At 61.7% G+C, this 26,176-nt stretch carries 28 protein-coding genes; 12 read left to right on the top strand and 16 right to left on the bottom strand.

The genetic code is table 11. The features are described from left to right. Nucleotides 1-46 precede the first annotated feature (46 nt). From ppk1 to Q7P63_02595, 5 genes are all read right to left on the bottom strand, one after another. Complete coding sequence (ppk1, locus tag Q7P63_02615; GenBank protein MDP0498970.1) at nucleotides 47-2,182, bottom strand: polyphosphate kinase 1; 2,136 nt, start codon at nucleotides 2,180-2,182, stop codon at nucleotides 47-49. A 322-nt stretch (nucleotides 2,183-2,504) separates the two neighbouring features. Beyond that, on the bottom strand, nucleotides 2,505-2,840 hold the full coding sequence (locus Q7P63_02610; GenBank protein MDP0498969.1) for a DUF86 domain-containing protein: 336 nt from the start codon (nucleotides 2,838-2,840) through the stop codon (nucleotides 2,505-2,507). Continuing rightward, nucleotides 2,824-3,129 (bottom strand): nucleotidyltransferase domain-containing protein, encoded by a 306-nt coding sequence (locus tag Q7P63_02605; protein MDP0498968.1) that lies wholly within the window; start codon nucleotides 3,127-3,129, stop codon nucleotides 2,824-2,826. The genes Q7P63_02610 and Q7P63_02605 overlap by 17 nt, the downstream gene beginning before the upstream one ends. A gap of 31 nt (nucleotides 3,130-3,160) precedes the next feature. Further along, nucleotides 3,161-3,808, bottom strand: coding sequence for a hypothetical protein (locus tag Q7P63_02600; protein MDP0498967.1), 648 nt, complete (start codon nucleotides 3,806-3,808; stop codon nucleotides 3,161-3,163). Nucleotides 3,809-3,873: 65 nt separating this feature from the next. Continuing rightward, nucleotides 3,874-4,527, bottom strand: a complete 654-nt coding sequence (locus Q7P63_02595; protein ID MDP0498966.1) for a phosphopantothenoylcysteine decarboxylase — start codon at nucleotides 4,525-4,527, stop codon at nucleotides 3,874-3,876. On the opposite strand from Q7P63_02595, the gene Q7P63_02590 reads away from it, so the two are divergent. From Q7P63_02590 to Q7P63_02570, 5 genes are all read left to right on the top strand, one after another. Continuing rightward, nucleotides 4,526-5,329, top strand: coding sequence for a VC0807 family protein (locus tag Q7P63_02590; protein ID MDP0498965.1), 804 nt, complete (start codon nucleotides 4,526-4,528; stop codon nucleotides 5,327-5,329). The two genes, Q7P63_02595 and Q7P63_02590, sit on opposite strands and share 2 nt — an antisense overlap. A gap of 347 nt (nucleotides 5,330-5,676) precedes the next feature. Beyond that, nucleotides 5,677-5,955: a hypothetical protein gene (locus Q7P63_02585; GenBank protein MDP0498964.1), complete on the top strand. Its 279-nt coding sequence runs from the start codon at nucleotides 5,677-5,679 to the stop codon at nucleotides 5,953-5,955. Continuing rightward, complete coding sequence (locus Q7P63_02580) at nucleotides 5,937-6,881, top strand: LysR family transcriptional regulator (protein ID MDP0498963.1); 945 nt, start codon at nucleotides 5,937-5,939, stop codon at nucleotides 6,879-6,881. Before Q7P63_02585 ends, Q7P63_02580 begins: the two co-directional genes overlap by 19 nt. Before the next feature lie 207 nt (nucleotides 6,882-7,088). Next, complete coding sequence (locus Q7P63_02575) at nucleotides 7,089-7,772, top strand: class I SAM-dependent methyltransferase (GenBank protein ID MDP0498962.1); 684 nt, start codon at nucleotides 7,089-7,091, stop codon at nucleotides 7,770-7,772. A gap of 92 nt (nucleotides 7,773-7,864) precedes the next feature. After that, the gene (locus Q7P63_02570) at nucleotides 7,865-9,427 is read left to right on the top strand and encodes a hypothetical protein (GenBank protein MDP0498961.1); all 1,563 of its coding nucleotides are present in this window, start codon (nucleotides 7,865-7,867) and stop codon (nucleotides 9,425-9,427) included. Here Q7P63_02570 and Q7P63_02565 read toward each other — a convergent pair. The 4 genes from Q7P63_02565 to Q7P63_02550 all read right to left on the bottom strand — a co-directional run bounded on the left by Q7P63_02565 (nucleotide 9,329) and on the right by Q7P63_02550 (nucleotide 14,416). Further along, nucleotides 9,329-10,510, bottom strand: a complete 1,182-nt coding sequence (locus Q7P63_02565) for a glycosyltransferase family 2 protein (protein ID MDP0498960.1) — start codon at nucleotides 10,508-10,510, stop codon at nucleotides 9,329-9,331. The two genes, Q7P63_02570 and Q7P63_02565, sit on opposite strands and share 99 nt — an antisense overlap. Before the next feature lie 97 nt (nucleotides 10,511-10,607). Next, a complete protein-coding gene (locus tag Q7P63_02560) occupies nucleotides 10,608-11,216 on the bottom strand; it encodes a GNAT family protein (protein ID MDP0498959.1) in 609 nt (202 codons plus the stop codon). A 58-nt stretch (nucleotides 11,217-11,274) separates the two neighbouring features. Then, the gene (locus Q7P63_02555) at nucleotides 11,275-12,699 is read right to left on the bottom strand and encodes a hypothetical protein (protein MDP0498958.1); all 1,425 of its coding nucleotides are present in this window, start codon (nucleotides 12,697-12,699) and stop codon (nucleotides 11,275-11,277) included. A gap of 25 nt (nucleotides 12,700-12,724) precedes the next feature. Next, on the bottom strand, nucleotides 12,725-14,416 hold the full coding sequence (locus Q7P63_02550) for a hypothetical protein (protein ID MDP0498957.1): 1,692 nt from the start codon (nucleotides 14,414-14,416) through the stop codon (nucleotides 12,725-12,727). An 85-nt stretch (nucleotides 14,417-14,501) separates the two neighbouring features. Here Q7P63_02550 and def point away from each other — a divergent pair, with 85 nt between their 5' ends. Together def and Q7P63_02540 are read left to right on the top strand one after the other, a co-directional pair. Beyond that, entirely contained in the window at nucleotides 14,502-15,092 is a 591-nt protein-coding gene (gene def / locus Q7P63_02545; protein MDP0498956.1) for a peptide deformylase, read from the top strand. After that, complete coding sequence (locus tag Q7P63_02540) at nucleotides 15,089-15,469, top strand: transcriptional repressor (protein MDP0498955.1); 381 nt, start codon at nucleotides 15,089-15,091, stop codon at nucleotides 15,467-15,469. The genes def and Q7P63_02540 overlap by 4 nt, the downstream gene beginning before the upstream one ends. On the opposite strand, the gene Q7P63_02535 is transcribed toward Q7P63_02540, so the two are convergent. The 4 genes from Q7P63_02535 to mtaB all read right to left on the bottom strand — a co-directional run bounded on the left by Q7P63_02535 (nucleotide 15,454) and on the right by mtaB (nucleotide 19,731). Next, nucleotides 15,454-15,936, bottom strand: coding sequence for a hypothetical protein (locus tag Q7P63_02535; protein ID MDP0498954.1), 483 nt, complete (start codon nucleotides 15,934-15,936; stop codon nucleotides 15,454-15,456). The genes Q7P63_02540 and Q7P63_02535 overlap by 16 nt on opposite strands. Continuing rightward, a complete protein-coding gene (locus Q7P63_02530) occupies nucleotides 15,923-16,096 on the bottom strand; it encodes a hypothetical protein (GenBank protein ID MDP0498953.1) in 174 nt (57 codons plus the stop codon). Before Q7P63_02530 ends, Q7P63_02535 begins: the two co-directional genes overlap by 14 nt. A gap of 25 nt (nucleotides 16,097-16,121) precedes the next feature. Continuing rightward, nucleotides 16,122-17,897: a sodium-dependent transporter gene (locus Q7P63_02525; protein MDP0498952.1), complete on the bottom strand. Its 1,776-nt coding sequence runs from the start codon at nucleotides 17,895-17,897 to the stop codon at nucleotides 16,122-16,124. 478 nt (nucleotides 17,898-18,375) lie between these two features. Next, nucleotides 18,376-19,731 (bottom strand): tRNA (N(6)-L-threonylcarbamoyladenosine(37)-C(2))-methylthiotransferase MtaB, encoded by a 1,356-nt coding sequence (gene mtaB / locus Q7P63_02520; GenBank protein ID MDP0498951.1) that lies wholly within the window; start codon nucleotides 19,729-19,731, stop codon nucleotides 18,376-18,378. 208 nt (nucleotides 19,732-19,939) lie between these two features. Here mtaB and Q7P63_02515 point away from each other — a divergent pair, with 208 nt between their 5' ends. Together Q7P63_02515 and Q7P63_02510 are read left to right on the top strand one after the other, a co-directional pair. Continuing rightward, complete coding sequence (locus tag Q7P63_02515; protein MDP0498950.1) at nucleotides 19,940-21,139, top strand: AI-2E family transporter; 1,200 nt, start codon at nucleotides 19,940-19,942, stop codon at nucleotides 21,137-21,139. Between the two features lie 47 nt (nucleotides 21,140-21,186). After that, nucleotides 21,187-21,411 carry a DUF433 domain-containing protein gene (locus Q7P63_02510; protein MDP0498949.1) on the top strand — a complete coding sequence of 75 codons (225 nt, stop codon included), beginning with the start codon at nucleotides 21,187-21,189 and terminating at the stop codon, nucleotides 21,409-21,411. A gap of 345 nt (nucleotides 21,412-21,756) precedes the next feature. Here the strand turns inward: Q7P63_02510 and Q7P63_02505 are convergent, their stop codons facing one another. Both Q7P63_02505 and Q7P63_02500 read right to left on the bottom strand, forming a co-directional pair. Continuing rightward, nucleotides 21,757-22,266, bottom strand: a complete 510-nt coding sequence (locus tag Q7P63_02505) for a GAF domain-containing protein (GenBank protein MDP0498948.1) — start codon at nucleotides 22,264-22,266, stop codon at nucleotides 21,757-21,759. Next, the gene (locus Q7P63_02500; protein MDP0498947.1) at nucleotides 22,256-22,555 is read right to left on the bottom strand and encodes a hypothetical protein; all 300 of its coding nucleotides are present in this window, start codon (nucleotides 22,553-22,555) and stop codon (nucleotides 22,256-22,258) included. The genes Q7P63_02505 and Q7P63_02500 overlap by 11 nt, the downstream gene beginning before the upstream one ends. Before the next feature lie 193 nt (nucleotides 22,556-22,748). Here Q7P63_02500 and Q7P63_02495 point away from each other — a divergent pair, with 193 nt between their 5' ends. From Q7P63_02495 to Q7P63_02485, 3 genes are all read left to right on the top strand, one after another. Next, complete coding sequence (locus tag Q7P63_02495; protein MDP0498946.1) at nucleotides 22,749-23,015, top strand: phosphopantetheine-binding protein; 267 nt, start codon at nucleotides 22,749-22,751, stop codon at nucleotides 23,013-23,015. Between the two features lie 261 nt (nucleotides 23,016-23,276). Continuing rightward, entirely contained in the window at nucleotides 23,277-23,666 is a 390-nt protein-coding gene (locus tag Q7P63_02490) for a hypothetical protein (GenBank protein MDP0498945.1), read from the top strand. 104 nt (nucleotides 23,667-23,770) lie between these two features. Next, nucleotides 23,771-25,216, top strand: coding sequence for an FAD-dependent oxidoreductase (locus tag Q7P63_02485; protein ID MDP0498944.1), 1,446 nt, complete (start codon nucleotides 23,771-23,773; stop codon nucleotides 25,214-25,216). A gap of 43 nt (nucleotides 25,217-25,259) precedes the next feature. On the opposite strand, the gene Q7P63_02480 is transcribed toward Q7P63_02485, so the two are convergent. Then, on the bottom strand, nucleotides 25,260-26,165 hold the full coding sequence (locus Q7P63_02480) for a DUF4328 domain-containing protein (GenBank protein MDP0498943.1): 906 nt from the start codon (nucleotides 26,163-26,165) through the stop codon (nucleotides 25,260-25,262). Between the last annotated feature and the right edge of the window lie 11 nt (nucleotides 26,166-26,176).

Raw genomic sequence — 26,176 nt, 5'->3', positions numbered from 1 at the left:
GACGCAAAGCAGGGGTTGCGAGCATAACCTTACCTAACTATAACCCCTACTCCTCCCCCTCTTCCACGTCGTCTTCAGCTTTTTCGACTTCGACGACGCGGGCTTTGCGTTCGGCGTCTTCGACGAAATAGTGCTGGCTGGAGAAGGCGTCGGGGGCCTTGTTGTTTTCGTCGGGCAGGTAGGCGCCGTTGGGCTGGAGGAACTTGGCGAAGGCGTTGTCGCGTAGCGAGGGCTCAAGGATGCCTTCGAGGATGCAGTGGCGGATGTTGTCGTCTTCGATGGGGAAGACGACTTCGATGCGGCGGTAGAAGTTGCGGTCCATCCAGTCGGCACTGCCGGCAAAGATGAGCGGGCGGCCCTCTTCGGCGTTCTCGAAGTAGTAGATGCGGCTGTGCTCGAGGAAGCGGCCGAGGATGGAGCGCACAGTGATGTTTTCGCTCATGCCTTTGACGCCGGGCACGAGGCCGCAGATGCCCCGCACCACGCAGTCGATCTTTACGCCGGCCTGACTGGCCTTGTAGAGGTTGGCGATGGTCTCCTCGTTGATGAGGCTGTTGCACTTCACGATGATGCGCGCCTTGAGGCCCTTCTTGGCGTTGCGCGCCTCCTGCAGGATGTGCTGGTTCATGCGCCGGTGCAGGCTGTAGGGCGCGACGAGCAGGTGGCGGAACTGCGGGCTCTTGGCAAAGCCGGTGAGGGTGTTGAAGACTTCCGCCACTTCCTCGGTCAGCTCTTCGCGACAGGTCATAAAGCTGACGTCGGTGTAGAGCTTGGCCGTCTTGGGGTGGTAATTGCCGGTGCCGAGGTGGGCGTAGCGGCGCAGGCCCTTCTCTTCGCGGCGCACGATGAGCATGCACTTGCAGTGCGTCTTGAGGCCCACGAAGCCGTAGACCACGTGCACGCCAGCCTCTTCCATCTGCTTGGCCCAGGTGATGTTGTTGGCCTCGTCGAAGCGGGCCTTCAGCTCGATCAGCACCGTCACCTGCTTGTTGTTGCGGGCGGCCTCCATCAGGGCCTTGACGATGGGCGAATCGCTGGACGTGCGGTAAAGCGTGATCTTGATCGCCAGCACCTTGGGGTCGCGCGAGGCCTGGCGCACCAGCTCCACCACCGGGTCGAAAGCGTCGTAAGGGTGGTGCAGGATCTGGTCTTTCTGGCGGATCGCGTCGAAGATGCCGCTGGGGTTGCGCAGGCTGGGCGGCGTGTAGGGGTGGAAGGGCTTGAATTTGAGCGAGCTGTCTTCGATCAGGTCGACCAGCGTGCTGAGGCGCATGAGGTTGATCGGCCCGTGGATGCGGTAGACGTACTGCTTGGGCAGCTTGATCGCGTCGAGCAACTGCTGGAGCAGCTCGTCTTCCACGCCGTCTTCGATCTCCAGACGTACCGCCGCTCCCTTGCGCAGGTTGTAGAGCTCTTCCTCGATGTATTGGAGGAGGTTTTCGACTTCCTCCTCGTCGATGTAGAGGTCGGAATTGCGCGTGATGCGGAAGGCGTGGGCCGCGCGCAGGTTGTAGCCCGGGAAGAGCTGCTGCGCGAAGTGCTTGATCACGTCGTTGAGAAAGATGTAGGTCGGCGGCGTGCGGGAGGTGCCGGGGATGCGCACGACGCGCGGCAGGATGCGCGGCACGGGGATGAAGGCCAGCATCAGCTCCGTCTGCGGCGTATCGGGGTCGTCGAGCCAGAGGAGGAGGTTGAGGCTCTTGTTGCCAAACTGCGGGAAGGGGTGCGTCGGGTCGATCGCCAGCGGCGTGAGCACCGGCTGCACTTCCGTCTCGAAGTATTCCTTCAGCCAGTTGACCTCGCGCTTGGTCAGCTGGTCGCGGCTCTTGAAGACGATCTTGGACTTGGCCAGCGCGGGCACCAGTTGATCCTGCCAGCACGCATAAGCGTCCTTGACCAGTGCGGCGACGACCTGCCGGATGCGGCGCAGCTGCTCCTTGGGCCCCAGTCCGTCGAGCCCGGTGTTGGTGCTGCCCGACTCCACTTGTTGGATCAAACCGCTGACCCGGATCTCGAAAAACTCGTCGAGGTTGGAGCCGACGAAGGTGAGGAAACGGACACGTTCGGCCAAGGGATAGCGTTCGTCTTCAGCCTGTTCGAGCACGCGGCGGTTGAACGCCAACCAGCTCAATTCTCGGTTGAAGTACGCGATCTTGCCTTTATTACCGTTACGTCCGGGCATGGGCGTATGTTCGGCAATGTCCGCCCTTTTATCAAGCGAGAACGGGGTTACGAACACGTGACGGCGGGCTCTGCCGAAGGCCAGGCGCCTGCGGCAGGTTGTCGCCCAATCCGGTGTTTTAGCCGCGGATGAAACGCAGATTGACGCGGATAAGGAGAATTGGAGAATGACGCGGCCCCAGGCTAACGCATGAACGACAGGATGCCGGATGTAAGAATCTCTATCTGCCTTCTTTCATCCGCGTAAATCTGCGTTTCATCTGCGGCTAGAATTCTGTCTCCACACGAAAAAAAAACACCGGGTTCTTTTTCAGAAGCCGAGGCTAAGAGCGCAGGCTTTTCACGTCTTCCACAAGGCGAGGAAGGTGGTCATGCAACACCGTCCAGACGATTCGGTCGTCAACTCGCCCATAATCGTGGACCAGAATATTACGGAACGACCGCATATCGCGATAATCCCTCACCGCCACTTCAACCCCAGGATCTATGCGTGCCATACGCGTAAGCGCCTCGCTCATGATCTCCAGACAACGCTCCACCGCCAAGCGAGTCTTTTCATCAGCCACATAATCGGCAAACGAATACCCTGAGACAAAGCTAGAGATGCGCTCGTGTGCCTCCAGCACATCATCGATCAAATCCTTAATCTGTGCGCGCATATAGATTCACACGATCGGCTTCGATATTCCGACGCAAGCGCGGCTTGGCCACAGCATCATATGTCAGTAGGTCGACGGGCTTGTGCAGGGTATCTTCCAACTCGTGCAAGAGATTGAAATAGTAGCGACCTAGCTTCTCTGGATCTACCGCCTCAAACTCGGCGACAAAATCGAAATCGCTTGCTTCCGACCCATCTGCGCGCGCCCGCGAGCCAAACAGATCAAGGCGGCGGACTTTCTGCCGTTCGCAAAGAGGCTGCACCTTGCGCTTTAACTCCTCGATCTGCATGAGAAGAAGCTAATACAACCGGGCCCGGATTTCAAGGCTGCTCCATCCCCTCCGACTCTCCCGAGAGCGCAAACCGGCCGGAGTTGAGGAAGCGGCGGATGGGGAGCATGTCGCCCGCGTAACCTTCCGGGTAGACGGCGATGATGCGGCGCATCTGGTCGCCCGGGTAGATCTGGGCTTCCATGATGTAATAGGTACCCGCGTCGGGGCCGACCTTGACTCGACAGAAGACAAATGTGCCATCGTCTTCAAAGTGCTGCAGCTCGCCCATTTCCTCCAAGAAGAGCCGGAGCTGCGCCACCTTCGTCTCGCGGACCGCATGAGGGCGCACGGGGGCTTCACCGAGGCGCAGGCTCACTTCTCCCGGCAGTTCCAACACAAAGCCGACGTTTTCCTCGCCCCAGGTCTTGAAAGAGATCGGCTTGGGCTGGGCCGGAAACGACGCCGATGCCTTGCCGCTCGGCAGCTCGAAACGCTGCCACGAAGTGCCCCCGGTCGTTGCCTCGGGCGCGGCTCCGGCGGTGGCAAGGCGCACGACCGCAAACAAAATCACCAACGCCGCGCCCACGCGCAGCAGGATCAACCTTCGCTGAGCCCCCGTCTGCAGTTGCGGTGATTTGCGGAAGCTGAACCCCAGCAGCGCCAAGCCAAGAACGAAAGAAACAAAGGCGTCGACCATAAGAGAGGCCTGAAGCCTATCCCTTATCAAGCCGACGCCAAGCCTGATTTTGCGGCAAGCATTCCTTATACCACCCTCGCCTCACCCACCAGACGCACCAGCTCGCGGGCGATTTCGAGCTTGCTCGCAGGGCCCACCTGCCGGACTCGCTGTTCGGGCGCGAAGAGAAAAACGGTGTTCTCGTCGCCCTGGAAGCCCGTGTCGGGGCGTCCGATGTAGTTGCCCACGATCAGGTCGCAGTTCTTCTTCAGCAGCTTGCCACGCGCATACGTTTCGAGGTCGTTCGTCTCGGCGGCAAAGCCCACGATGTATTGGCCGGGGCGACGGCGCGCGGCCAGCGTCTTGAGCACGTCGACGACCGGCTCCATACGCACCGTGAAGTCGAGCTGGTCTTTCTTCACCTTTTGGGTGGCCTTTTCCGCCGGGCGGTAGTCCATGATCGCCGCCGTCATGATCAACACGTCGCAGTGCTCGAAGCGCGGGGCCAGTGCGTCAAACATCTGCTGCCCCGTTTCCACCCGCGTCACCGCCACGCCCTCCGGGGCCTCCAGCGCCACCGGGCCGCTGACCAGCTCGGTCTGCCAGCCGGCCTCCTGAGCCGCGCGGGCGATGGCATAGCCCATCTTGCCGCTCGAGGGGTTGCTCAAGAAGCGGACGGGGTCGAAATACTCCCGGGTGGGCCCTGCGGAAACAAGGCAGCGGATCGGGCTTGCGTTCATGGCCGGTAAATTAAGCATAGCCGCCTACATGGGAAGCGAAAACACCACCTCGCCGCGGCAGCAGGAAGATCCGTTCATGAACCTCCTGCTCAACATCGCCCTGCCGGTCATCATCCTCGGCCAAGGCGACCGCTGGATCGATAACCCCGTAACGGTGTTGCTCATCGCCCTCGCCTTCCCTGTCGTCTACTTCTTTTACGATCTCAACAAACGCAAGAAGTACAACTTCATCAGCATCCTCGGCTTTATCAGCATTCTGCTGACCGGCGGTATCGGCCTGCTGCAGCTCTCGCGCGACTGGTTTATCCTGAAGGAGACGGCCATCCCCGCCATCATCGGTCTGGTGGTGATCGGCAGCCTCTTTACGCCTTTCCCGCTGATCCGCAAGATCCTCTACACGCCGGAGCTCTTTGACGTGGAGGCGATCAAGACCCGCCTCGCCGAGCGCAACAACACCCCGCACTTCGACGCCCTGCTGCGCCGCACGACGATCCTGCTCGGCCTCAGCTTTTTCTTCAGCGCCCTGCTCAACTTCCTCGTAGCCAGCTACTTCATCAAGACCGAGCCCAGCGTCGACCTCGCCCAATACAACGCCGAAGTTGGCGCCATGACGGGCTGGAGCTACGCCATCATCGCTGTACCCAACCTCATCATCACCGTCGGCATCCTCATCTACCTCGTCAAGCGACTGGAGAGCCTGACGGGCCTGTCGTTCGAAAACATGCTCGCCTCCCACCACCGCGAGAAGGCCGCAGAGCAACAGGCCAAAGAAGCCGCCCGGAGAGCCGCCAAGCGCAAATAGAGGAGCCGGACAGGCTTTCGATGGACTGAAGACGCTCTGGGACTGCGGTGCTCTGCACCGATTTCATTTCTCAAGCGTGTCGGCTTCGCCCGAGATCTTGGACCGTCATCATCACCGGTTCCAAAACCAGATCGGCGCGGAGCACCGCAATTCATCGCGTCCAGGATAAAGGGGCACCCCTGTACCATCAGAATTCCTGAGGGCTGCATCAGGAACTCAAAATATCCGAACGCGCCCTGTTCTGCTATGATCTGTTACGCTGGAGCACAATTCGGGTGCCCAGCAGCGCCGGTTTCGTTTATTCTCACGGCGCCGCCTGCTTACCGAATACTGAACGACCTCCCATCATGAAGACGCTCAAAGCTACGACGATCCCGTTCGCCGCACCCGCCGCCACTCATGAGCACAACCCTGTAAAGGCTTGGCTCTCGTGGCTGCGCACCGCCATGGTCCTGAAACTGAATCATGCACCGGCCCGAGTCGTCATGCGCGTATGGAACGGTGGGAGGATCGAGACAGAAAAGGGCAAAAAGCCCTCGCCTCGCCTCTACATCAACGGCAAAATCATCTGCACTAGCACCTATCAGCGGCCGAGAGGAGGCGACTCATGGAACTCTACCACCTGAAAACGTTTGTTACCGTCGCGGAAGAAGAAAATCTCACGCGGGCGGCCGAGCGTCTTTCCATGAGCCAGCCCGCCGTCAGCAGCCACATCAAGACGCTCGAAGAAGAGCTGGGCCTCAAGCTGTTTATCCGCAGCCCACGCGGCATGGCGCTGACCCCTGCAGGTCATGAGATCTGGGACCAGGCCGACCGCATCCTCAAGGCCTGCCTCGATTTGCAGGTAAAAGCCGGCTCGCTGAAAGGCGAGTTGAGCGGGCGCCTGCACGTGGGCATCAACAACGAAGCCGAAATCGTCCGGGCCGACCAGATCGTCCGAGTCCTGTCCGATGCCTACCCGAAGCTGGGCTTCCAGGTGAAGTATGGCAGCAGCGGCATCATGCTCGACCGCCTCCTCGCCCGCGAGCTCGACGTCGTCTTCTACGAAGGCCCCTGCGAGCACCCGGAAGTCGCCAGCGCCCACGTGACGGATCTAGAGATCTGTGTCGTGGGCCCCCGCGCCTGGGAAGAGGAATTGGCCCGGCCCGACTGGGAAGTGTTGAGCCGCTACCCATGGGTCTTCACCTCCCCCAACTGCTCATATTACCGGCTGATGGAGCACATCACCGAAGTGAAGAAGCTCAAGCTGCAGCGCCGTTACGAACTCGACGACAACGACGTGACCGTCAGCTTCTTCATCGCCTCGCAGATGGCCCTCAGCCTCGTGCCCCGGCAGGTAGTGGAACGCTCGCACCTGCGCGACAAGCTGTTTGTGTGGCCGCATTTCAGCTTCTCGATGCCGCTCTGCATCGGCGCCCTGCGCAGCCGCTGCGACGAGCCCGCGATCAACGCCTTCCTCAAGGCCGCCAGCCGCGCCTGGGACAAGCCCTTGTCCCTCACCGCCGGCCCCATGACCACCGAAATCGCACGATTCCAGGAGATCCCGGCCTAAAGGGGCCGGGGTGCTCTTTTTTCTCTGTTATACCTTAGCATGAATAACGAAGCCGACCGGGTGCACTGGTCGGCTTCATGCTGATGGCTACCAAGGTAGCGATGAGCGTATCGAGCACGGTCGCTCGCGGTTAAATGTCTTGTGCTATGCCCGCCGGGGCGGCAGCGTAAACGAGTCGTTGTCGTCTGATTGGAACCTGTATCAATAATGGGAAACTTAACTTATTGGCACGAGGGAGCGTTGTGCGAGAATCCTGTCTGGGAGGACGCCTACAGCCGTTTCGAAACGCCTGAACAGGAACGAACCAAGTTCAAAAAGAGGCTTAAGCGTCTGGGAATCACCGGAATGCCTCGAGGAATCGCGATCGCAGAACTGTTCTGTGGTCGGGGCAACGGATTGCTTGCGCTTCAGGAACTAGGTTTTACGAATATCTGCGGTGCCGACCTTTCCCCAGCGTTGTTGAAGCAAGCCACCGTCGACTGTAACCTTTACGTCGCGGACTGCCGGAACACACGCTTCAAAAATGGCCAATTTGACCTTATAGTGATCCAGGGCGGGGTCCACCACCTTCCGGCTCTGCCGGGAGATCTGGAGCAAACGCTTGACGAAGTCGTGCGCATCCTCAAGCCGGAAACGGGTCGCCTATGCCTGGTTGAGCCATGGATGACCCCTTTTTTGTTTTTCGTGCATGGTCTGAGTAGTTGTTCGTGGACTAGGAAAATGTGGGGAAAACTCGATGCATTTCAAACGATGACAGATCAAGAGGCCACCACCTATTTCAACTGGCTGGGACGTCGTGAAGAGAGCCTCGCGCTGATCAAGGACCGCTTCCATCCAGAGATACTTCAGGAGGAGATGGGGAAACTATTCCTCCTCGCCCGACGCAAGTAATAGAATAATGACCCAAGCAAGTGCTATCGATGGAAAGGCGATTTAAGAGACAGCTCTCACCGTTTGAGGACAAGCATGCCGTCCTGTTGCTGATGATCCTGTCACTGGCGACTTCCATACTGCCCTTCATCATTCACGGCGCACCTCAGATTCGTATTCACGATGAGGCGGCAAATCTCTTGGCGGCAGAGACTTTTGCGAGTGGCAGATTGACCAACTCGTCCCCCCAGCCCGCCGAGTTCTTTGAAACCCTGCACGTATTGGTTGAGCCCAGCTATCAGGCGAAGTACCCGCCAGGCCAAGCTCTTTACCTGGCGGTAGGAGAGTTACTTTCCCATCCAATTGTAGGAATTTGGCTCTCATCGCTCCTTCTTGTCCTATCTGTCTACTATGCAGCACGCGCAATTGTCACCCCAACGCACGCGTTCATTGGAGGTTTACTAACAATACTGCTGTTCGGGAGCGTCTTCTATTGGAACTACTCCTATTGGGGCGGCAATGTAGCCGCGATTGGTGGTGCCCTGACCATAGGTGGAGCTTGGAGAACCTGTAGAGGTGGATCTTGGAGAGATTCCCTTTTGATGGGCGCAGGAGTCAGCCATCTTTTGCTGGGGCGCCCGTTTGAAGGAGCCGTTGCCTGTTTGCCAATCGCGACGTGGTTGATGATAAATCTGGTCGCGCACCACCGTTGGCATTTCTGGAAGCCGTTGATGCCAGCTGGGGTCCTCTTCGCGGCAACGGTTGTATTTCAACTGGTACTGAATAGTGCTGTAACCGGCAATCCGCTTCAGAGTCCATACATACTTTATGAAGAGCGTTATTCCTTCACGCCTCTCTTCTGGTTTCAGCCCATCGCAGAATCGAGAAATTATACTCAGCCGATTCTAGATCTTTTCTACAACGATCAGATCTACCCGATGGTTAAGAATTTCACCTTCATGTCACGGGGCCTTCCCACCGCAGTCTCCACCTTCATAAAGCTCTTTGCTTGGAGCATGATTCCATACCTGCTGCTAGCCCTCTTGCACAAGCAGGCGAGGCTTGCTGCCGTGACGGCGCTGATCGTTTTGGGCGCAAGCCTGTTGTCATTTTACAATTATCCCCATTATTACGGTCCGATTGCGGGCATGGGGATCGTGGCCATTGTCAGCGGCCATGCTATCGCGTTACAGCGCCTTTCAACGAAGCGCCTTAGGCTAGCCTGGTGGGGCGTGGGGGCAATTGCAGTAGCCCTCGTCTGTGTAAAGCTACCTCAGCGATGGCAGTGGTACAAGTTTGACTCCCCCATAGTCTCAGCATTCTACGAAGCTCTTGATCAAATGGAGGATGTGGGCCAAAAGAGCGTAGCACTGATCAGCATCGAACACCCTTCTTTTACCCACCTGCCTCTGATATACAACGAGGCGGACTGGCAAAATGCGACCGTTCTGCGAGCCCACGACCTGGGGGCACGAAATGTGGAACTGATCCGGGCCTTCCCGGATCGGCTCTTCTGGCGCTTGCGAATCACAGGGCAGGGTATTCGCATCCAGCTGCTCTACCGCCCTGGCGATCCGTTACCGGCGGCGAATGCTGAGCAGACTGACGGTAAAGGCGAAGAAAAGCGTCTGCCAGCCGGTGGCAATGAGGAAGGTGCCGGGGACAACCAGCCGTAGCGTCTGTGCGTAATCCAGCGGCCCGAAACCGGACTGCCACCAGAGGGCTAGCACGATGGCAAACAGCGCGACGCCGCCCAGAATCGCGGCCACGCTCAGCAGGATGCCCTTCTCCAGCGTCACAAACTTCTGCAGCCGCTTCAGCAAGGCATCTGCGGGCGACAGCGATTCATTGGTGGCAAAGGTCTTGGCAATCACTCCAAAGAAGACCGTCTGCAGCCCGATGTAGGCCATGAGCAGCCCAGCCGTCAAAGAGTGCACTCCCAGCACTGCATTACCGATCGAGGCCTTGAACCCGCCCAGCAGAGCGATGACGAAGCCGACCAGCCCCAGCACCAACCCCGGCAGGAGAAACAGCCAGCGGGGGCTGTAGAGCAGGAAAAACCGGAGCGTGCGCCAACCATCCCGCATCGTTCGCAGGTGAGGCTTGCGCGACTTACGCCCATCAGGATGCAAGGTAATGGGCACCTCCACGATGTCGCGCCGGAAGAGGCTCGACTTGATCACCATCTCCGTCGCGAACTCCATGCCCGTGCACTGCTGGTTGAGCTCTTCGTAAGCATCCTTGCGAAAGCCGCGCATGCCGCAATACACGTCGTGAATCGGCGCGTGGAACCACAGGCGAGCCAGCAGGGAGAAAAGTGGATTGCCAATGTGCCGGTGCGACCAGGGCATCGCGCCCGGCATGACCGTACCGCCCCCGGTGGGCAGGCGACAGCCGTAGACAAACTGGTGCCCGGCGCGCAGTTGCTTCAGAAACTTGGGGATCTCCAGAAAGTCGTAGCTGTCGTCGGCATCCCCCATGATGATGTAAGGGGCACGGGCGGCAGCGATCCCGCCTCGCAAGGCGTTACCGTAGCCCTTCTGCGTCACATTGATCACGCGGGCGCCCTTTTCACGAGCGATCTCGATGGATCCATCCGTGCTTCCGTTATCGCCCACAACAGCCTCTCCACGGATGCCGTGCTCGGCAAAGACGCGATTGATCTTGTCCAGGCAAATCCCGATCGTTTCGGCCTCATTGAGGCACGGAATGACCACCGACAGCTCCACAGCCTCTTGACCAACTTCGACAGCGCTCATCAGGCCGCCGAGGAAACCTATCTATCACCTGATAGTCAAGCTTTCCGCCCTGCCGGCAATTCCTAACAGTAGCTGGTATCCAGCTACTTACGTTTGCCTACCCCATCCGTAACAGCGTCCAGGGGCTGGGCTTGGCGGTTTCCGGTTCGGCCTGAGCCTGCCGGGCTTCCCATTCGCGGCGCAGCAGGCTGTAGATCTCGAGGTCGACATAATGGTCGTAGAGCCATTCGGCTTCGCGCTGGCAGCCTTCGTGGACAAAGCCCATGCGCTCCGGGATCGCCCGGCTACGGAGGTTGCCGGTGGCGCAGCGCAGGTAGACGCGGTTCATCTGGCGCGTATTGAAAGCATAGGTAAGCAGGCGCTCGACACTGCGGTGCATGACGCCCTTGCCCTCAAAGCCCTGCCCCAGCCAATATCCGAGGCTGGTGATGCGGTTGGCCACGTCGAAGGCGTGGAAACCAGCCATCCCGGCAAATTCCCCGTGGTAAAAGATGCCGAGCGAGAAGCCGCCGCCGTTGTGGTAGCTGCGCCACGACTGTTCGAGAAACGGGCGGCTGTCTTCGGCGTGTCGCGTGCGATCGAGCCAGGGCATCCAAGTCCGCAGGTGCTCGCGCGACCGCTCGACTTCTTCGAACACAGTCCCGGACTCATCGGGGTTGAGCAGGCGGAGCTGCACTTCACGGTCGACTTTCAGCCGTAACGCCATGTTGGGCAGATGCTATACCCTTTGATCTACCCCTTGGCAAGCGTGGCGCCGCGCGATCCTACGGCGTCACCTGCGGAGTGAGCTGGGTCTTGAGGCGGCGGGCCTGTTCGAGCTGGAAGTTGTCGCCGAGGGGCAGGTAGGCCTGGCTTTCCAGGCTCTGGAGCACCACGCCTTGGCCGTTGCTGACCATGACGCCCATCAGGTGCCCTGTCTTGGCGAAGACGAAGTCGCCGCGCACGGGGGCAAAGTCGCCGAAGAGTCGGCTGAGCACGCGGCTGTCGAGGTTGATGTAGTCGTTCGCGCCCGAGCTGACCCGGAAGCCAACTTCGCCGTAGCGGTCCTGCTGCTGGCCGACGAGCACGGCTTGTGGGAAGCGCAGGGGCTCTCGGGCCAGCATAAAGGGCGTTTTTTCGGCGGCCTGGACGAAGCGATCGGGCAGCGCGATGGAGATGACGCGTGGGTCTTCGCGCAGGAAACCGATCTCGGTGATCGACAGCGTGCGGTCGCCAATGCGCATCTGGGCGCGGACGGCGCGCAGGTTGTCCAGCGTAGTCGGGTCAAAGGGCGTCATCGAGGCCTCGACGAGCGCGTAGGTCTGGCCGCTAGCGTCTTGCACCAACACCGCCGGGGCCTGGCTTGTCTCACTGCTCCAGCCGCCGAGCAGCTGCGGGCGCTGGAAGCTGAAGGCGAGACGCACGCGGTTGGCCTCGAATCGTTTGAAGATCTCGTTCTGGTTGATCGGCTGGGCTTCTTCGATCTGTTTCTGAATCTGCTGGGTGCTCTGCTGCTGCGTCTGCGCCAGCTGGGCCACATTGGTCGAAAGGCGCTCGGCTCGATCAGCGGCCTGCTCGGCCTGCACGCGGGCAGTTTCGACTTCCGCGCGGGCGGAGTCTAGATTCTCGCGGAGGATGCGGCTCTCGGTCTGCGACACCTGCAAATTGGTCTGGAGCAGCTGGGCGCGCTGCTCGGCCTCCGCCTGGGCCTGGGCGAGCCGTTCGGCGGCGGCGCGGGATTCGGCCAGGGCATCCTGCTGGGCCTTCAGCTCAGCCTGAAGCTGGCGGGCCTGCTCTTGCTGGCGCTGCAGCTCCTGCTCACGCTCGGCGCGCGTCTGCTCCAGCTGTTCGACGGAGCTGGCCAGCTGTTCGCGCTCCTGCGCCAGGCGTTCGCGTTCGGCGGCGAGGCGCTCGCGCTCTTCGCGGGTCATGGTCAATTCTTCGGAAGTTTGTTGCAGGGCCTGCTCGCGCTCCTGGAGCTGGGCTTCGCGCTGTTCGAGGTTCTGGGCGAGGGCTTGGCGCCGGGCCTCCTCTTCTTCAAGCGACATGCGCAAGACTTCCACCATGTCTTGCTCCTGCCCCTGCTGGGCCGCCGCCTGGGCCTGTGCCTGCGGAGCCGGCTCGTCTTCCGGTGGATCGTCGAATCTCACCAGCGCGAGGATGCTGATGAGCAGAAAGTCGCAGATCATTACCAGCAGGCTCTTGTTCATGGCAAATCGGGGGGCTGGGGCGCAGTTACACGCGCTCGACCGGCGTGCTGTGCGGGTCGGTGTTTTCGGAGGCGATGATCATCTGCCGGCGGAAGGGGCGCAGCACGAAGATCTTGAGCACGGCGACAAAGATGATGCCGAAGAGGGTCGAAGCGTAGGCGGCCATCAGCGAGGCGTCCACGAGCTTGAGCACGACGAGGATGAGGGCCGAGACGGTGCCGCCGATACCGATGTAGAGCCCGAGGTCGAAGAGCGTCTCCTCGTTGTCGAGCAGGCGGATCTTGACGGCAGGGGGCACCGTGCGGTTGCGGATCTCCCGGATCTTCAGCACGCAGTAGATAAACGTGGCGAGCTGCAGCACGAAGAAGAGCAGCAGCACGATGGTGGTGACTTGGTCGAACATGATGAATCCGTTTTCGGGGGTGGTGACGGCTCCGGCGGGTGAAGGCGTGATGCGGGAAAGGTCGAGCGTCAAGGAGGCTCCCTCGTTGGCCTCGAAGTCAAGCAGCGCGGGCTCGGCGGCGACGGCGAGCAGCACGGCAGTGAGCAAGCCGATGGTCAGGTGGGCGCCTTCGAGGATGATTTTGCCCATGGTGGTGCGGCGACGCCCCATGCCGCCTTCGATTGGCCGGGTCAGCAGCATGGCCAGGAAATACCCGCCGCCGAAGAGGGCCAGCAGCTTGGCCGCCAACGCGCCGCCGGGGCTAGCCTCGGCAAAGCCCTTGAACTGGCGGGCGCCGAGGCGCAGGGCTGAAAACCGCTCCACCCAGCCCGGGGGGTCGTAGAGCCCGTGGTCGAAGCGCAAGAGCGTCTGCACCGCGCCCTGGCCCCAAGGGAGGGCGGTGGCGATGGCAGGGGGGCCTTGTTCCGGATTGGCCTCCAGGTAGTCGACCACGCCGCCTAAGTCGTCGGAAAGCATGATGGCGGAGACGAGTAGGGCCACGTCGCTCTGCTGCTGGTGCATGAGCACGGCGAGGCGCTGCAGCGTCTCCAGGTCGGGCGCGCGCTGCATCAGCTCCTTCAGCGGCACCCACTTGAGGCGCATCCCCAGAGTCAGGATGGCGAAATACGTCTCCTCCAGCTCCGCCTGTGCCTCCTCGTCTTCGAGCAGGGCCCTTTGGGTGACATCGCGCAGTTCACGGGAAAATTCGGGGCTCCACACCTGCGACTGCTCCAGCAGTCCGGCGAGGAGTATAGTGGCATCGAGCGGCTGGCCGCCCGCGCTGTAGACGGGCATGAAGCTCTGCCAACCGGGCAGCTCACCGGTTTCGAGCAGCGCGTGCACGGTCGCGTTGCTCGACTGCTGCAAAAACGCCCGCAGCTCGTCGCGCCGCGCCTTGGGCAGCATCAGCGGCACGATGGGCTGCTCCTTCCACTGGCTCACGTCGTGCCGTGCCCAGAGCTGCTCCAGATAAGGAGACGGGCCACCCGTCAGGTCATTGAGCGGGTTTTCGCGCATGAGGCGGCGGTAACGCTCGCGGGCGCCCTCGCGGATCCCGTCGGGCACGGCGCGCCAGTAAAGCTGCGCCATGCCGACCTGCCCACGCGCCAGTGCATTCTCGGCTTGCTCTGGCAAGGTGAGCGTGTCCTTGCCCGCCTCCTGCAGCACGAGGGGCGAAACGGCTCGGAAATGCCGCGGGATACTCATGCCCACCCAGAGCAAAAGCACAGCCAAAACAAGGCTGCCGAGGGCCATTATGATTGAGCGCCACTTCATGCCAACAGGGCTAACAAACACGCCCCCGCGATTTTCGCAACGGATTTAGCTTGTCATCCCTACTTGCCGTACAAGCATTTCGAGCATGATTTTACGGGTCACGCATTACGGTGAGCCGGTTTTACGGCAGACCGGGAAGCGGATCGAGCGCTTCGATGATGAGTTGAAGCAACTCGCCGCCGACATGGTCGAAACCATGCGCGAGGAAGACGGTGTGGGCTTGGCCGCCCAGCAGATCGGCCGCGCCCTCCTGCTCTTCGTCGTCGACGTCAGCATGCTGGAGCCGCAGGATCTTGATTACGAACTGGATGGCAAACGCCCCCCGATCGATCTCATCATGCCGCTGACGCTCGTCAATGCGCAGGTGAAGGTGTTGCCCGGCCGCACGGCGACCGGCGAAGAGGGCTGCCTCTCCTTCCCCGGCGTGCGCGGCGACGTAACCCGCCCCCTCGCGGTTGAAGTCAATTACCAGGACCTCGACGGCACGCCCCACGTGCTGCGCGCCGCCGGCTGGTTTGCCCGCGTGTTGCAACACGAGTACGACCACACTCAGGGAGTGCTCTTTATCGACCACTTTTCCAGCCGCCAGCTGCGCAATGCGGAAACGCGCCTCAAGCAGCTCAAGCGCGCTGCCCGTAACCGCCTGAAGGAGGAGAGCCCCGAGGCCGAAGCATGATCCGCCAAACCCGCCAGCGCGCTGCCATCGAGCAAGTCCTGCGGGAGGCAGGCCGCCCCCTCTCGCCCAACGAGATTCACGAAATGGCCGTGAAGCTCCTGCCCGGGCTCGGCCTGCGCACCGTTTACCGGCAGATCAAGGACCTGAGCGAGGCGCACCTGCTGCTGGGCGTCGACTACCCCGGCCAGCCTGTGCGCTACGAGCTGGCGATGGACGGCCATATCGGCCACTTCATCTGCCGCGACTGCGACCGGGTGTATTACCTGCAGGTCGAAGTGCCCGAGGTGCACATCGAGGAGCCGGAAGGCTTCAAGATCACCGGGCAGGAAACCATCTTTTACGGCGTCTGCCCCAACTGCGCTCAGCGCGGCAAATAGGGGTCGCGGTTGATCCGGGGGCCGCGCCACGTCACCAGCTCCCCGGCATCGCGCTGGCGCTGCGCCTCGTTGGTCAGGCCCATGCCGGTGTCGCTCAGCGGCTGCAGCAGCCAGTCGACCGCCGCCTCGTCGCGGAAAAGCACGATCAGCTCCTGTTGGTCCCCACCCCAGTCGTTGGCGGCTCGGGAGCCGAAAGTAAGCGTGTCGCCCGTGCTTTCACCCGCATGGCCCACGTAGAGCCAAGCCTCGCCCTCCCCCCGCGGGAAACGCACCGTGGGCGGCCCGAGCGCAACGTATACCGCCTCCGGCTGGTCGCCACGCGCAATCGTCGCCTCCAGCAGCCGCGTTTGCTTGGCCGTATCGTAGGAGCCGTAGGCATCGCGAAGGTGCCGGGCGCGGTGCTCCTGCACGTGCACACAGCCCCCCAGCGCGAGGCCCAGCAGCAAGAGCAGGCTAGCGTTGCGCATCGCGACGGCGTTGTTCGGCCACGTCGGGCGTTTCCTGCTCAAAGCCATGCACGTGCTCCGTCTCGCCGGGCGTGGTGAGGACTTTGAACATGCACCAGAGAAAGAGCGTGGTCGCCGCCGTAACGGAGAGCGTCATGATGATCCAGCCGCCAGTATCCATGGGAAAATCGTTTTGTGGGGAGTGATTATTCTTGGTCGGGGCCGTGGTCGTAGCTCTTGTAACGCGGGCTGTTGAGCGTAACGATCAACGAGAACAGCCCGAAGAGCCCCAGCGCGACGACGGCGGCCCACGCCCCCATCTTGGGCTCGCGGATCAAGTCCGTCACATAGCTGGAGCCCTGACCGAAGACGTTGTCCTTCATCCAGAAGACGAAGATCGTGATGAGGAAGAGCGGCGTAACCGTCGCCATCGTCCATTGGAAGATTTTGGGGATGCGGATGGCCGACCCCGTGTGCGCCTCCTTCATGCCGTTCTTGATCCCGAAGAGCCAGGCAAAGGCCGAGATCTGGATCGTGGCGAAGACGAAGATCAGGAAGGTGCCGCCCCAGAAGTCGAGGTGGTCGAGCATCTTCACGTCTTTGCTGAAGGAGACCACCGCAATGGCCCCCACCGCCGTAATGAGGCCGAGAATCGCCACCGACAGCTTGCGACCGATGCCCAGCGCCCCTTCCAGAAACGCGATGCCCGGTTGGAGCATCGAGAGCGAGCTGGTGACTGCCGCTAGGAAGAGCAGGAAGAAAAACAGGAAGCCGAAGATGTTCCCCGCTGGCATGAGGCCGAACACGTTGGGCAGAGTGACGAAGCCGAGGCCGAAAGTGCTGCCCACGCTCGCCGTGACGCCGAAGAAGGCAAACGCCGCCGGCACCGTGATCAGGCCGCCCAGGCCCACTTCGGAAAATTCGTTGGCAGAGACGGCAGTCAGGCCGCTCAGGATCACGTCGTCGTCCTTCTTCAGGTAAGACGCATAAGTCAGGATCACACCGAAGCCGACGGAGAGGGAGAAGAAGATCTGCCCTGCCGCCGCGAGCCACACATCGGGCTTGGCCAACTGGCTGACCGCGCTGATCTCGTCCACCCGGAAGCTTGCCTCCGGGTTGGGCGTCGCGATGCCTACCTGCTCCAGCCACGCGGCCGAAACCGGCAACGGCTCGCCCTCACCGCCTTCGAGGCCCAGCTGCTGCTTGACCACCTCCACCTGGCGGCCAAAGAGCTGCGTGCGCTTTTCCACCGAGTCGCCCGCCTCATTTTGGGTGGTCTCGACCAGCTCGACCTTGTTCGGGTTCCACATGAAGCCGAGGCCGTTGGTGATGTTCTGGCTCGGGATCTCGGGGTTGGGCGTGCCGAGGGTCAGCACCCGCACCAGCACGATCAGCGCGAGGATCAGCAGGGCGGGCATGGCGTAGTTGCAAAACATCTCGATGCCTTTGGAGATGCCCCGGTAGATCAGGAAGAAATTGAGCGCAAAGCAGACGATCAGGAACGTGCCGAGGTGGTCCATCCCCATGCCCCAGGCCGAGCCGTCGGCCCCAATGCCGGTAAAGGCGCCAAAGAAGTTCCCCACCCCCTCCGAGGTGCTGAAGACTTCGGGGTTGAAGAGGAAGTTGCAGGCGTAGCCCAGGCACCACGACTCAACCACCACATAATACATATAGATGCACACGGGGATGACGATGCCGATGACGCCCACAAACTTGCCCCACGGCCGCCGGGTGACGGCGTGGAAGACCCCTACCGGGGAGTGAAAGCCGCGCTGCCCGCCGTAACGGGCCATCGTCCATTCTGCCCACGACAGCGGCAACCCGATGATCAGGAAGGAAATGACGTAGGCCAACATGAAGGCACCGCCCCCATACTGGGCTACGTTTCCGGGAAAACGCAGGAAATTGCCAATGCCAACAGCACTGCCCGCCACCGCCAGGATGACGCCGAGCCTCGAGTTCCAGGATTCCTTTACTGCCATGCTTGCAGCGGGAGCGTAAACCCGCGGAAGCCAAAATCCAGTTCAAAATCAGAATTCCTGATACCTACCCCAAAGAAACCCAACGATTGGTTATTTTTGGGCAGGGGGATTGGCGCTGGCACCCGCTTCGGGGTGCAGGTCGTACTGCGTCATCTCCCGGAAGTCGCCTGCGGCGACATCACGGCTAGCAGCTGGCATCCTGCGGATGCTTTGGCCCAGTCAGCCAACATCGCCAGAATATCTCGTTTCAGCGTATCCCGCTGGCGGGTGTGGCGCGGCCCAGCGAGGAGGCCCAGCCATTGCTCGTCCGTGTTGATCAGTCTGCGACTTTCGATGCGAAGGCCAACGTAGATGCTGGTCTCGCGCTCTGCATCCGTAGGATGCCAGCAACTAGCCGGATTTCGAAGCGTAGCGGAGACTTCCGGTTACCGAGCTTGCCCAGAAACAGCACCCTTGTGGTGCCAGGATGAGCGGTTCGTTAGACAGCCCCTGCAAGCGCCCTCTCCGCCACGCCTACGACCTCGCCTTCGGCGAAGTCGGCGCTGATCCGGTCGAGGCGGACGCGCACGAGCTGGTTGCGCAGGTCGCCGAAGGACGTATCGGCTTCGGCCAAGACGCGGACGTAGTTGGCGGTGTAGCCGGGCCAACGGTCTTCGCGGGGCTGCTCGACGAGGATTTCCACCTCTTGCCCAAGGTAGCGGGCGTAAAAGTCGTGGCGCTTGGCCTCGCTGAGGCGGCGCAGGCGAGCGACCCGCTGCTGGCGCTCTTCCACCGGCACGACGCAGGCCGGGTCGTGCTCCTGCCGCTTGACCGCCAGCGTGCCTTTGCGCTCCGAGTAAGGGAAGACGTGGCAGTAGGTGAAGGGCTGCGCCAGAAAGAAGTCGCAGGTCTCCTGAAAGTGCGCCTCTGTTTCGCCATCGGAGCCGACCAGGATGTCCGTGCCCAGGCACAGGCCCGGCACGCGCCGCTGAGCTTCGGCCACAAAGGCAGCGTAGTCGGCCACCGTATATTTGCGGCGCATCCGTTGGAGAATGGGATCGCTGCCGCTCTGCAGCGGCAGGTGCAGGTAGGGCACGAGGGCATGTGCCGGATCGGCCATACGGTCGAGCAAGGCGAGGTCGACGGTGGTCGGCTCAATGCTGGAGATACGAATGCGCTCCAGCCCCGGCAGCTCGTCAAGCGCATCGACCAGCGCCACTAGATCGTGCCCCTGTGAGGCGTAGGTGCCCAGATTGACGCCCGTCAGCACGACCTCGCGCACGCCGTTTTCAGCCAGTTGGCGGGCCTCGGCGAGGGTATTGTCCCAATCGCGCGACCGGGCACGGCCCCGGGCAGTGGGGATGATGCAAAAGCTGCAGTAAAAGTCGCACCCGTCCTGGATCTTGAGGTTGGCCCGCAGGGTCGACGGCAGATCGCCGACAAAGGTGACGGCGAAGTCTTCGCCGCTGATGCGCTCGCGCAAGATCACGGGGCGCTCGTTTTTGCCCAGGCGGGCGTGATCGAGCACGCTCAGCTTATCCTGGTTGCCCACAATCAGGTCGACGCCTTCGATGCTGGCGATGGCCTTGGCCCCCATCTGCGAGTAGCAACCGATGACGGCGGTAAAGGCCTGCGGGTTGCGCTGGATAAACTGGCGGATCGTCTTGCGGCACTTCGCGTCGGCCTCGCGCGTAACGGTGCAGGTGTTGATGATCCCGAGATCGGCCCGCTCGCCCCACGGCACCACCTGATAGCCGTCGCGCTCCAGCCGGTCGCGCAACACCTGACTCTCCGCCTGATTGAGGCGGCAGCCGAGCGTGTGCACCGTGGCACGCGGTTGGGAGGAAGAGGACATCGGAACAGGTATTAGAACAGGAGTGAAAAGGAGTTGAAAAGCGTAATCTGGCCATCGGAGCGTTCCCGAATGGAGGAAAAGGAGCGGGATTCCGGCTCTTACTCCTTTTCACTCTTTTAACTGCTGTTCTAATTCTCGGTGTGGTTTATAGTCCTCCTGCCGCGCCTTCGAGTCGACAAAGGCCGCGCGGTGCGCATGTTAGGGCAGTATGTCGTCTGAGCCTGCGATCCCTCGCCCGCCCCTGCTCTCGCCCTGGCAACGCCGCCTTGTCGGCATCGCGCTGGCCCTCCTGGCCGTGGCGCTGATCGCGACCTTCTTCACCGGCATCTTCCTGTTGCTGCGCGCGTTTGTGCAGACTTTTTCCAGCGTGCTCTGGCCGCTGGCCGCCGCCGGCATCCTCGCCCTCGTGCTACGGCCCCTCGCGCTGAGCCTGCAAAGGCGACTCAAGGCGGGCCGCATCACGGTGATCGTCATCATCTACCTGCTGATCCTGCTGCTGACTTCCGCCCTCATCGGGCTGGTGTTGCCCGAAATCATTCGGCAGACGGTGGCATTTGCAGACTTCCTGCCGCAGATTCTCGACAACGCCCGCGCCTTTCTCGCCCGCCACTACCCGCAGGTGTCGGCCTTCCTGCAGGAAAATGTGGACCGTGAGCTGGCGACCAAGCTGGCCACGAGCTTGGGCGACTACGCCGGGCAGCTCGCCCGCCTCACCTTCCCGGCGGTCAACCAACTGGGCACGTGGCTGGGCTCGATCTTCGGCCTGCTGGCGGGCATCGCGATCATTCCCGTCTACCTCTTCTTTTTCCTCAAGACCGACCGCGACCCCGGGGCCGACCTCGACGACCAACTCAGCTTCATCCGGCAGGACTGGCGCGAAGACGCGATCTTCCTCCTGCGCGAGTTTGCCAACAGCATGGTCGCGTTCTTCCGCGGGCAGCTGGTGATCGGCCTGATCATGGGCGTGCTGATGGGCACGGGCTTTTCCATCGCGGGCGTCAAATTCGGCCTCGTGTTGGGCCTGCTGGCCGGGATCCTCAACATCATCCCCTACTTCGGCACGATCATCGGCTTGGGCACCGTATTGCCCACCGCGTTCTTCCAGCCCGATGGCGGGATCGCGCTTGTCGGCATCGCCCTCGGGATCTTCGTCGCGGTGCAAATGCTCGAAGGCTACGTGCTGACTCCGCGCATCATGGGCGAAACAACAGGGCTCCACCCGCTCACGATCATCATCGCGATCTTCTTCTGGGGCGTGGCGCTCAACGGCCTGCTGGGCATGGTCCTCGCCATCCCGCTGACGGCCTTCTTCGTCGTCGCCTGGCGCCTGATAAAGCGCAAATACCTCCAGCCCCACCATCAAGCCCCAACCAACCGCCCCCCACCCGAAGAGATCGTGCAGCCGTAGGTCGGGAGACTCTTGCCAATTTTCAAGGTCCCTGCTACGCTCCTTCCATGAATTATCGGGGACGGATTACCATTGAGCCTGAAAAGTGTGGCGGGCGCCCCTGTATTCGCGGCATGCGAATTACCGTTTACGATATTCTCAGCTATCTGGCCTCTGGCATGTCAACTGATGAAATTCTGTCTGACTTCCCTTATCTGGAAAAGGATGACATTCTAGCCTGCCTTGAATATGCGGCGGACCGTGAACGCACGCAGTTGCTAGCATCGGCATGAAGCTGCTGCTAGACCAGAACCTAGCGCCGCGAATCGCGGAAATTCTGACGCACGACTTTCCCGGTTCCATGCATGTGGCGTCACTTGGACTGGATGCCGTCAAGACAGCCTAGTGTGGAAGTATGCCAAAGAAAACGGCTTCTGCATCGTTTCCAAAGATACCGACTTTGGCGATTGGGCTCAACTGCATGGCTACCCACCAGCGGTCGTTCTGGTTAAGATGGGAAACTGCAATACGCGTACTATTATCACCAGGTTGAGGGCGGAAGCGGACAAAATCCGCCAGCTTGGCATTGAAGGCCAGCCTTGGGTTCTCGTCCTCTACTAAATCTCTCTTGATTCCCCCTAGGCCTCGCTAGCGGCGCGGGCTTCGAGCTTTTCCACGACTTCGCGGGCCAGGCTTTGCAAGACCTCGATATCATCCTGCTGGAATTCGTGCACGTCGACCCCGGCCACGCAGAGGGTGCCGAGCGTGTGGCCGGCGCTAGTGCGTAGAGGAGCGCCCGCGTAACACCGCACGTGGTCGATCGCCACCAGCGGGTTGTTCTGCGTGCGCCGGTCGCGAGTCGCGTCTTCGATCACGAGAGAGCAATTGCCTTCGACGGCAAAGCGACAGAACGACCACTCGACGGGCGTGCCTTGCACTTCCTTCATCCAGCCGTCGGGGAGCCCGTGGCTGGCGGCAAAATACTGCACCTCGTTGAACACCACCGTCACGAGGCCCAAGGGCAGGCCCAGCCGCAGGGCGGCCTCTTCGGTATAGGCCTGCAACATCGTGCGCACCTCGGGGGCAAAAATATCGAGGCGGGCGATCTCGCTCAGGCGGTCGGCGTCGTGCAAAGGGTCAGTTTTCATACGGCGCGGCGGGATGGTGGCGGGTCACTTGATCGTAAACCATGAGGCGGATACGCAGCGACTGGCCGACCAGCCCGACCAGACTCGCCTCACGACACAACTGCTCTGCCACCGACATCAATTCCGGGGGGCTCAACTCGGCTCGCGGCTGATGAAATCCTTGGGCTTCACAAGCTTGAGCCCAGACCTCGGCGGCTTTGCGCGGGCCAAAGATCTTTACCAGCGAGCCGACCGCTTCCTGTTCGCGAGGGCGGTCCATCTGGTAGAGGTTGGAGAGCTCGGATTTCATGGCAAAGCGTGTGTGGCAGTTCTTTTATGGGGTATCCGGCGCGGGAACAACTCCATTTTTAATCGGCGGCGCCGCCCGATCCCTAACCCCCGTAGCGATTTTTCCATACGCTTCCGGGTGCCTGCATGGATCAACGCCCGAAAAGTGAAAAAGGTTGCACGCAGTGGGGTGATGCATAATCGTCGGAGAAATTATGACCAAAGAAGAGTGCAAACAGGTGGTCCTCGACATCATCGCCGAAATTGCCCCCGATGAGGACCTGAGCGAGGTGAAGCCCGATGTGCGCTTGCGCGACCAGCTCGACCTCGACTCCATGGACTTTCTCGACATCGTGATGGAGCTGCGCAAGCAGCACGGCATCGAAGTCCCGGAAGAAGACTACCCCCAACTGGCTTCCCTGGACAGCTGCGCGGAGTATCTGACGCCCAAGTTCAACGCCAAGGAAGCCGCTGGCGCCTAACCCGGCGTCTGCACCGTCCCTTTCCTTTTCGCCCGGCCCGCCCGGGCTTTTTTGTGCCCCGATTTGCCGCCTGCGCCGTAAGTCTGTAAGTTCGTTGCGCTTATCGCTTGAACAACGTGATCACGACCTTAGAAAGGGGTCAGCACTGCCCCTAACTTTCTCTCCTACCCCTAATTCTCAAAAAACGCTGTAGTGGCGCTACTTCCGGTCGATTTTGGCGTTGTAATCCTTGGCCGGATTCCACCCTTCCCTTCCGCATCCATGATGAAGCCCTTTTTGCTGCTTGCCCTTCTGGCCGCCCTGGCCACCCAAGTATCGGCCTCCTGGTTTGGTGTATACAAGCCGGTAAAGCTCAACGCCGACCTGACCAGCGACAAGGTCATGCAATCATTTGAGGCGGTGATGAAGCAGCAGGGCTTCGAGCGCATCCCTGCGCGCCCTCCCACCACCATCTGGGAGAAAAAGGGCGGCGGCGCCAACGTGCGCGTCTCGCTCGCCGTGCCTCCCGGCGGCACCATGGCCATGGTCTCCCTGATCAACCAGTCGGGCGACGACAAGGGCGACGTGCTGAGCGGCATCGAAGAAAAGCTCAGCCAATCCCTCACCGATGCGGGCGGCGCCAAGCTGGAGCTGCAGCGCACGATGAACTAAGGCTGGCGCGTAGGCGGCGGTTCCGGCTTGCCCCCACGCACTGAAGCGCAAGATTGGCGGTTGCAACCGTTGCAACCAAACCCTTCACGCCCGCTTTGACTGCCTTGGCCGCCTCGACCGACACCACCGCCCCCACCCCCGACCGCCACTACGACGCCATCATCATTGGCTGCGGCATGGCCGGCCTCGCCGCCGGCATCCGCCTCGCGATGTATGACCGCCGGGTGTTGATCGTCGAGCGCCACAACGCCCCGGGCGGCCTGAACAGCTTTTACGCGCTCGATGGGCGCAAATACGACGTAGGCCTGCACGCGGTCACGAATTACGTGCCGCCGGGCCGCAAGGGCACACCGCTGGCCAAGCTCTGCCGCCAGCTCCGCATCCCGCGCGATGCCTTTGAGCTGCGCGAACAAGTGGGCAGCCGCATCGCCTTCCCCGGCCACGACCTCCGCTTCACCAACGACTTTGCCGTGCTCGAGGCCGAAGTGGCCCGCGCCTTCCCCGCCGAGATCGACCGCTTCCGCGCCCTCCGCCAGGCGGTGCTGGAGCACAACGAGTTCGACTACGGGGCCAAGGCCGGTTCCTCGCGCGAGGTGCTGGCCCAGCATGGCCTCAGCCCGCTGTTGGTCGACATGCTGCTCTGCCCCCTGTGCTACTACGGCAGCGCCCGCGAAAACGATATGGACTGGGATCAGTTCGTCATCATGTGGAAGGCGCTCTTCGAGGAGGGCTTCGCGCGGCCCTTCGACGGCGTGCGCGTGATCATCCGGGCCCTCTTGCAACGCTTCCGCGAGGTGGGCGGGCAACGCAAGATGAAGTGCGGCGTGCGGCAGCTCCATAGCGACGGCCAGCGCGTGACGGGCGTCGAGCTGGACGATGGCACAACCCTCACGGCCGATCTCGTCATTTCCACCGCCGGTTTGGTCGAGACCCAGCGCCTCTGCGACGACCGACCCGCCGACGCGGGCCAGGACAACATCGGGCCCCTCAGCTATTGCGAAACCATTACCGTGCTCGACCGTCAGCCGCGTGAGCTGGGCTGGGACGAAACGATCATCTTTTTCAACGACAGCGAGCGCTTCCGCTACGAGGCCCCGGCGGACGAAGTCGACCCGCGCAGCGGCGTCATCTGCCTGCCCAACAACTACCGCTACGATGATGGCCAGGAGCTGCCCGAAGGCCTCCTGCGCGTCACCGCGCTGGCGAATTACAGCCGCTGGACCAGCCTGGAAGAGGCGGCCTACCGCGCCCGCAAGCAGCACTGGTATGCGGAGCTGCAAAAGAGTGCCTTACGCTTCCTCCCGCCCCTGCCTGCCGGCGTCGATCTGGCGGCCCACACGCTCGCGACCGATATGTTTACCCCGCGCACGGTGACGAAGTTTACCGGCCACCTCGGCGGCGCCATCTACGGTGCGCCCCACAAGCAAAAGGACGGCCGCACCCACCTCGACAACCTCGTGCTGGCCGGCACCGACCAAGGCTTCCTCGGCATCATCGGCTCCATGCTCAGCGGCATCTCCATGGCCAACCTCCACGGCCTGCAAGAGTAGACCTGAAGGCGAAAGCAAATGGCCCACTGGGGAGCGGGAATTCTTACTCCGCTTCCACCAGTGCCTGTTGCCGGGCGGTGATGCCCTTCACGAGCTGGATGGCAAACCAGGCGGCTCCGACCCGGATCAGTTCCGCAAGCGCCGCCAGGAGGTAGAACATCAGGTGGTCGTCGACCGATGGATCCACCTTGGTAATGAATTGGGCCGACATGGCGCCGACGAAATAGGCGCTCACCCACAGCATCCACCAATACGGCACGATCCGGCTCAGCGGCTGGTCGCGCCAGTCCAGCGGCGCGCCGCTTGCCCTCCACAGCTCGCAGACGTGCTTGTAGATAAAGAAGAGGTTGGCGAAGGGCACGAAGAACCACAGCACGGTGCTCGTCGGGCTGCCGCTCAAGTCGTCTGCCCCCCAGGCCCGCAGGTTGACCTGCGAGCGGTAAAACCAGAAGAGGAAGCACGTCAGCGACACGAGGAAGCAGACGGTGCGAAACAGGTCGAAGAACAGCCCGACGCTTTGCAGCCCCTGCGCCAGCTCCAGATCGCGCGCGGCGCTAAGCTGCAGCCACGCCACGAAGTTGAACCCTGCGATGACCAGGCCCAGCCCGAACATGATCGAAAGGGTGATCAAGGTCGCCTTGGCCATGTCGGGCACATCGCGCACCCAGCGGCGAGGGCCGACAGATCGGCGCGCGCGCCATTGCGGCTCCGGCGAGCGCTCGTAGATGGGGTTTGGCTCCGGCTCCGGCAAGTCCGGCACGGGCGGAGGACGATCTTCGGGCAGCGGCGGAGGTGCGTCGAAGAGATCGTGCACGGGGGCCCAATCGGCCATGCCCTGCTTCCAGTAGAGCGTACCGGCCGGCAGCTGGCCGCGCTGGTACATACCCTGCACGGCCTCGTCTGGGTAGGGGCCTTCCTGCTGCCCGTCTTGGCGAATCAGATAAATCATTCCTTGGCGTC

The organism is Verrucomicrobiota bacterium JB022, from assembly GCA_030673845.1.
GTDB lineage: Bacteria > Verrucomicrobiota > Verrucomicrobiia > Opitutales > Oceanipulchritudinaceae > WOUP01.
Note: the sequence above shows the minus strand (reverse complement) of the source record. Positions and strands in the feature narration are given on the sequence as shown.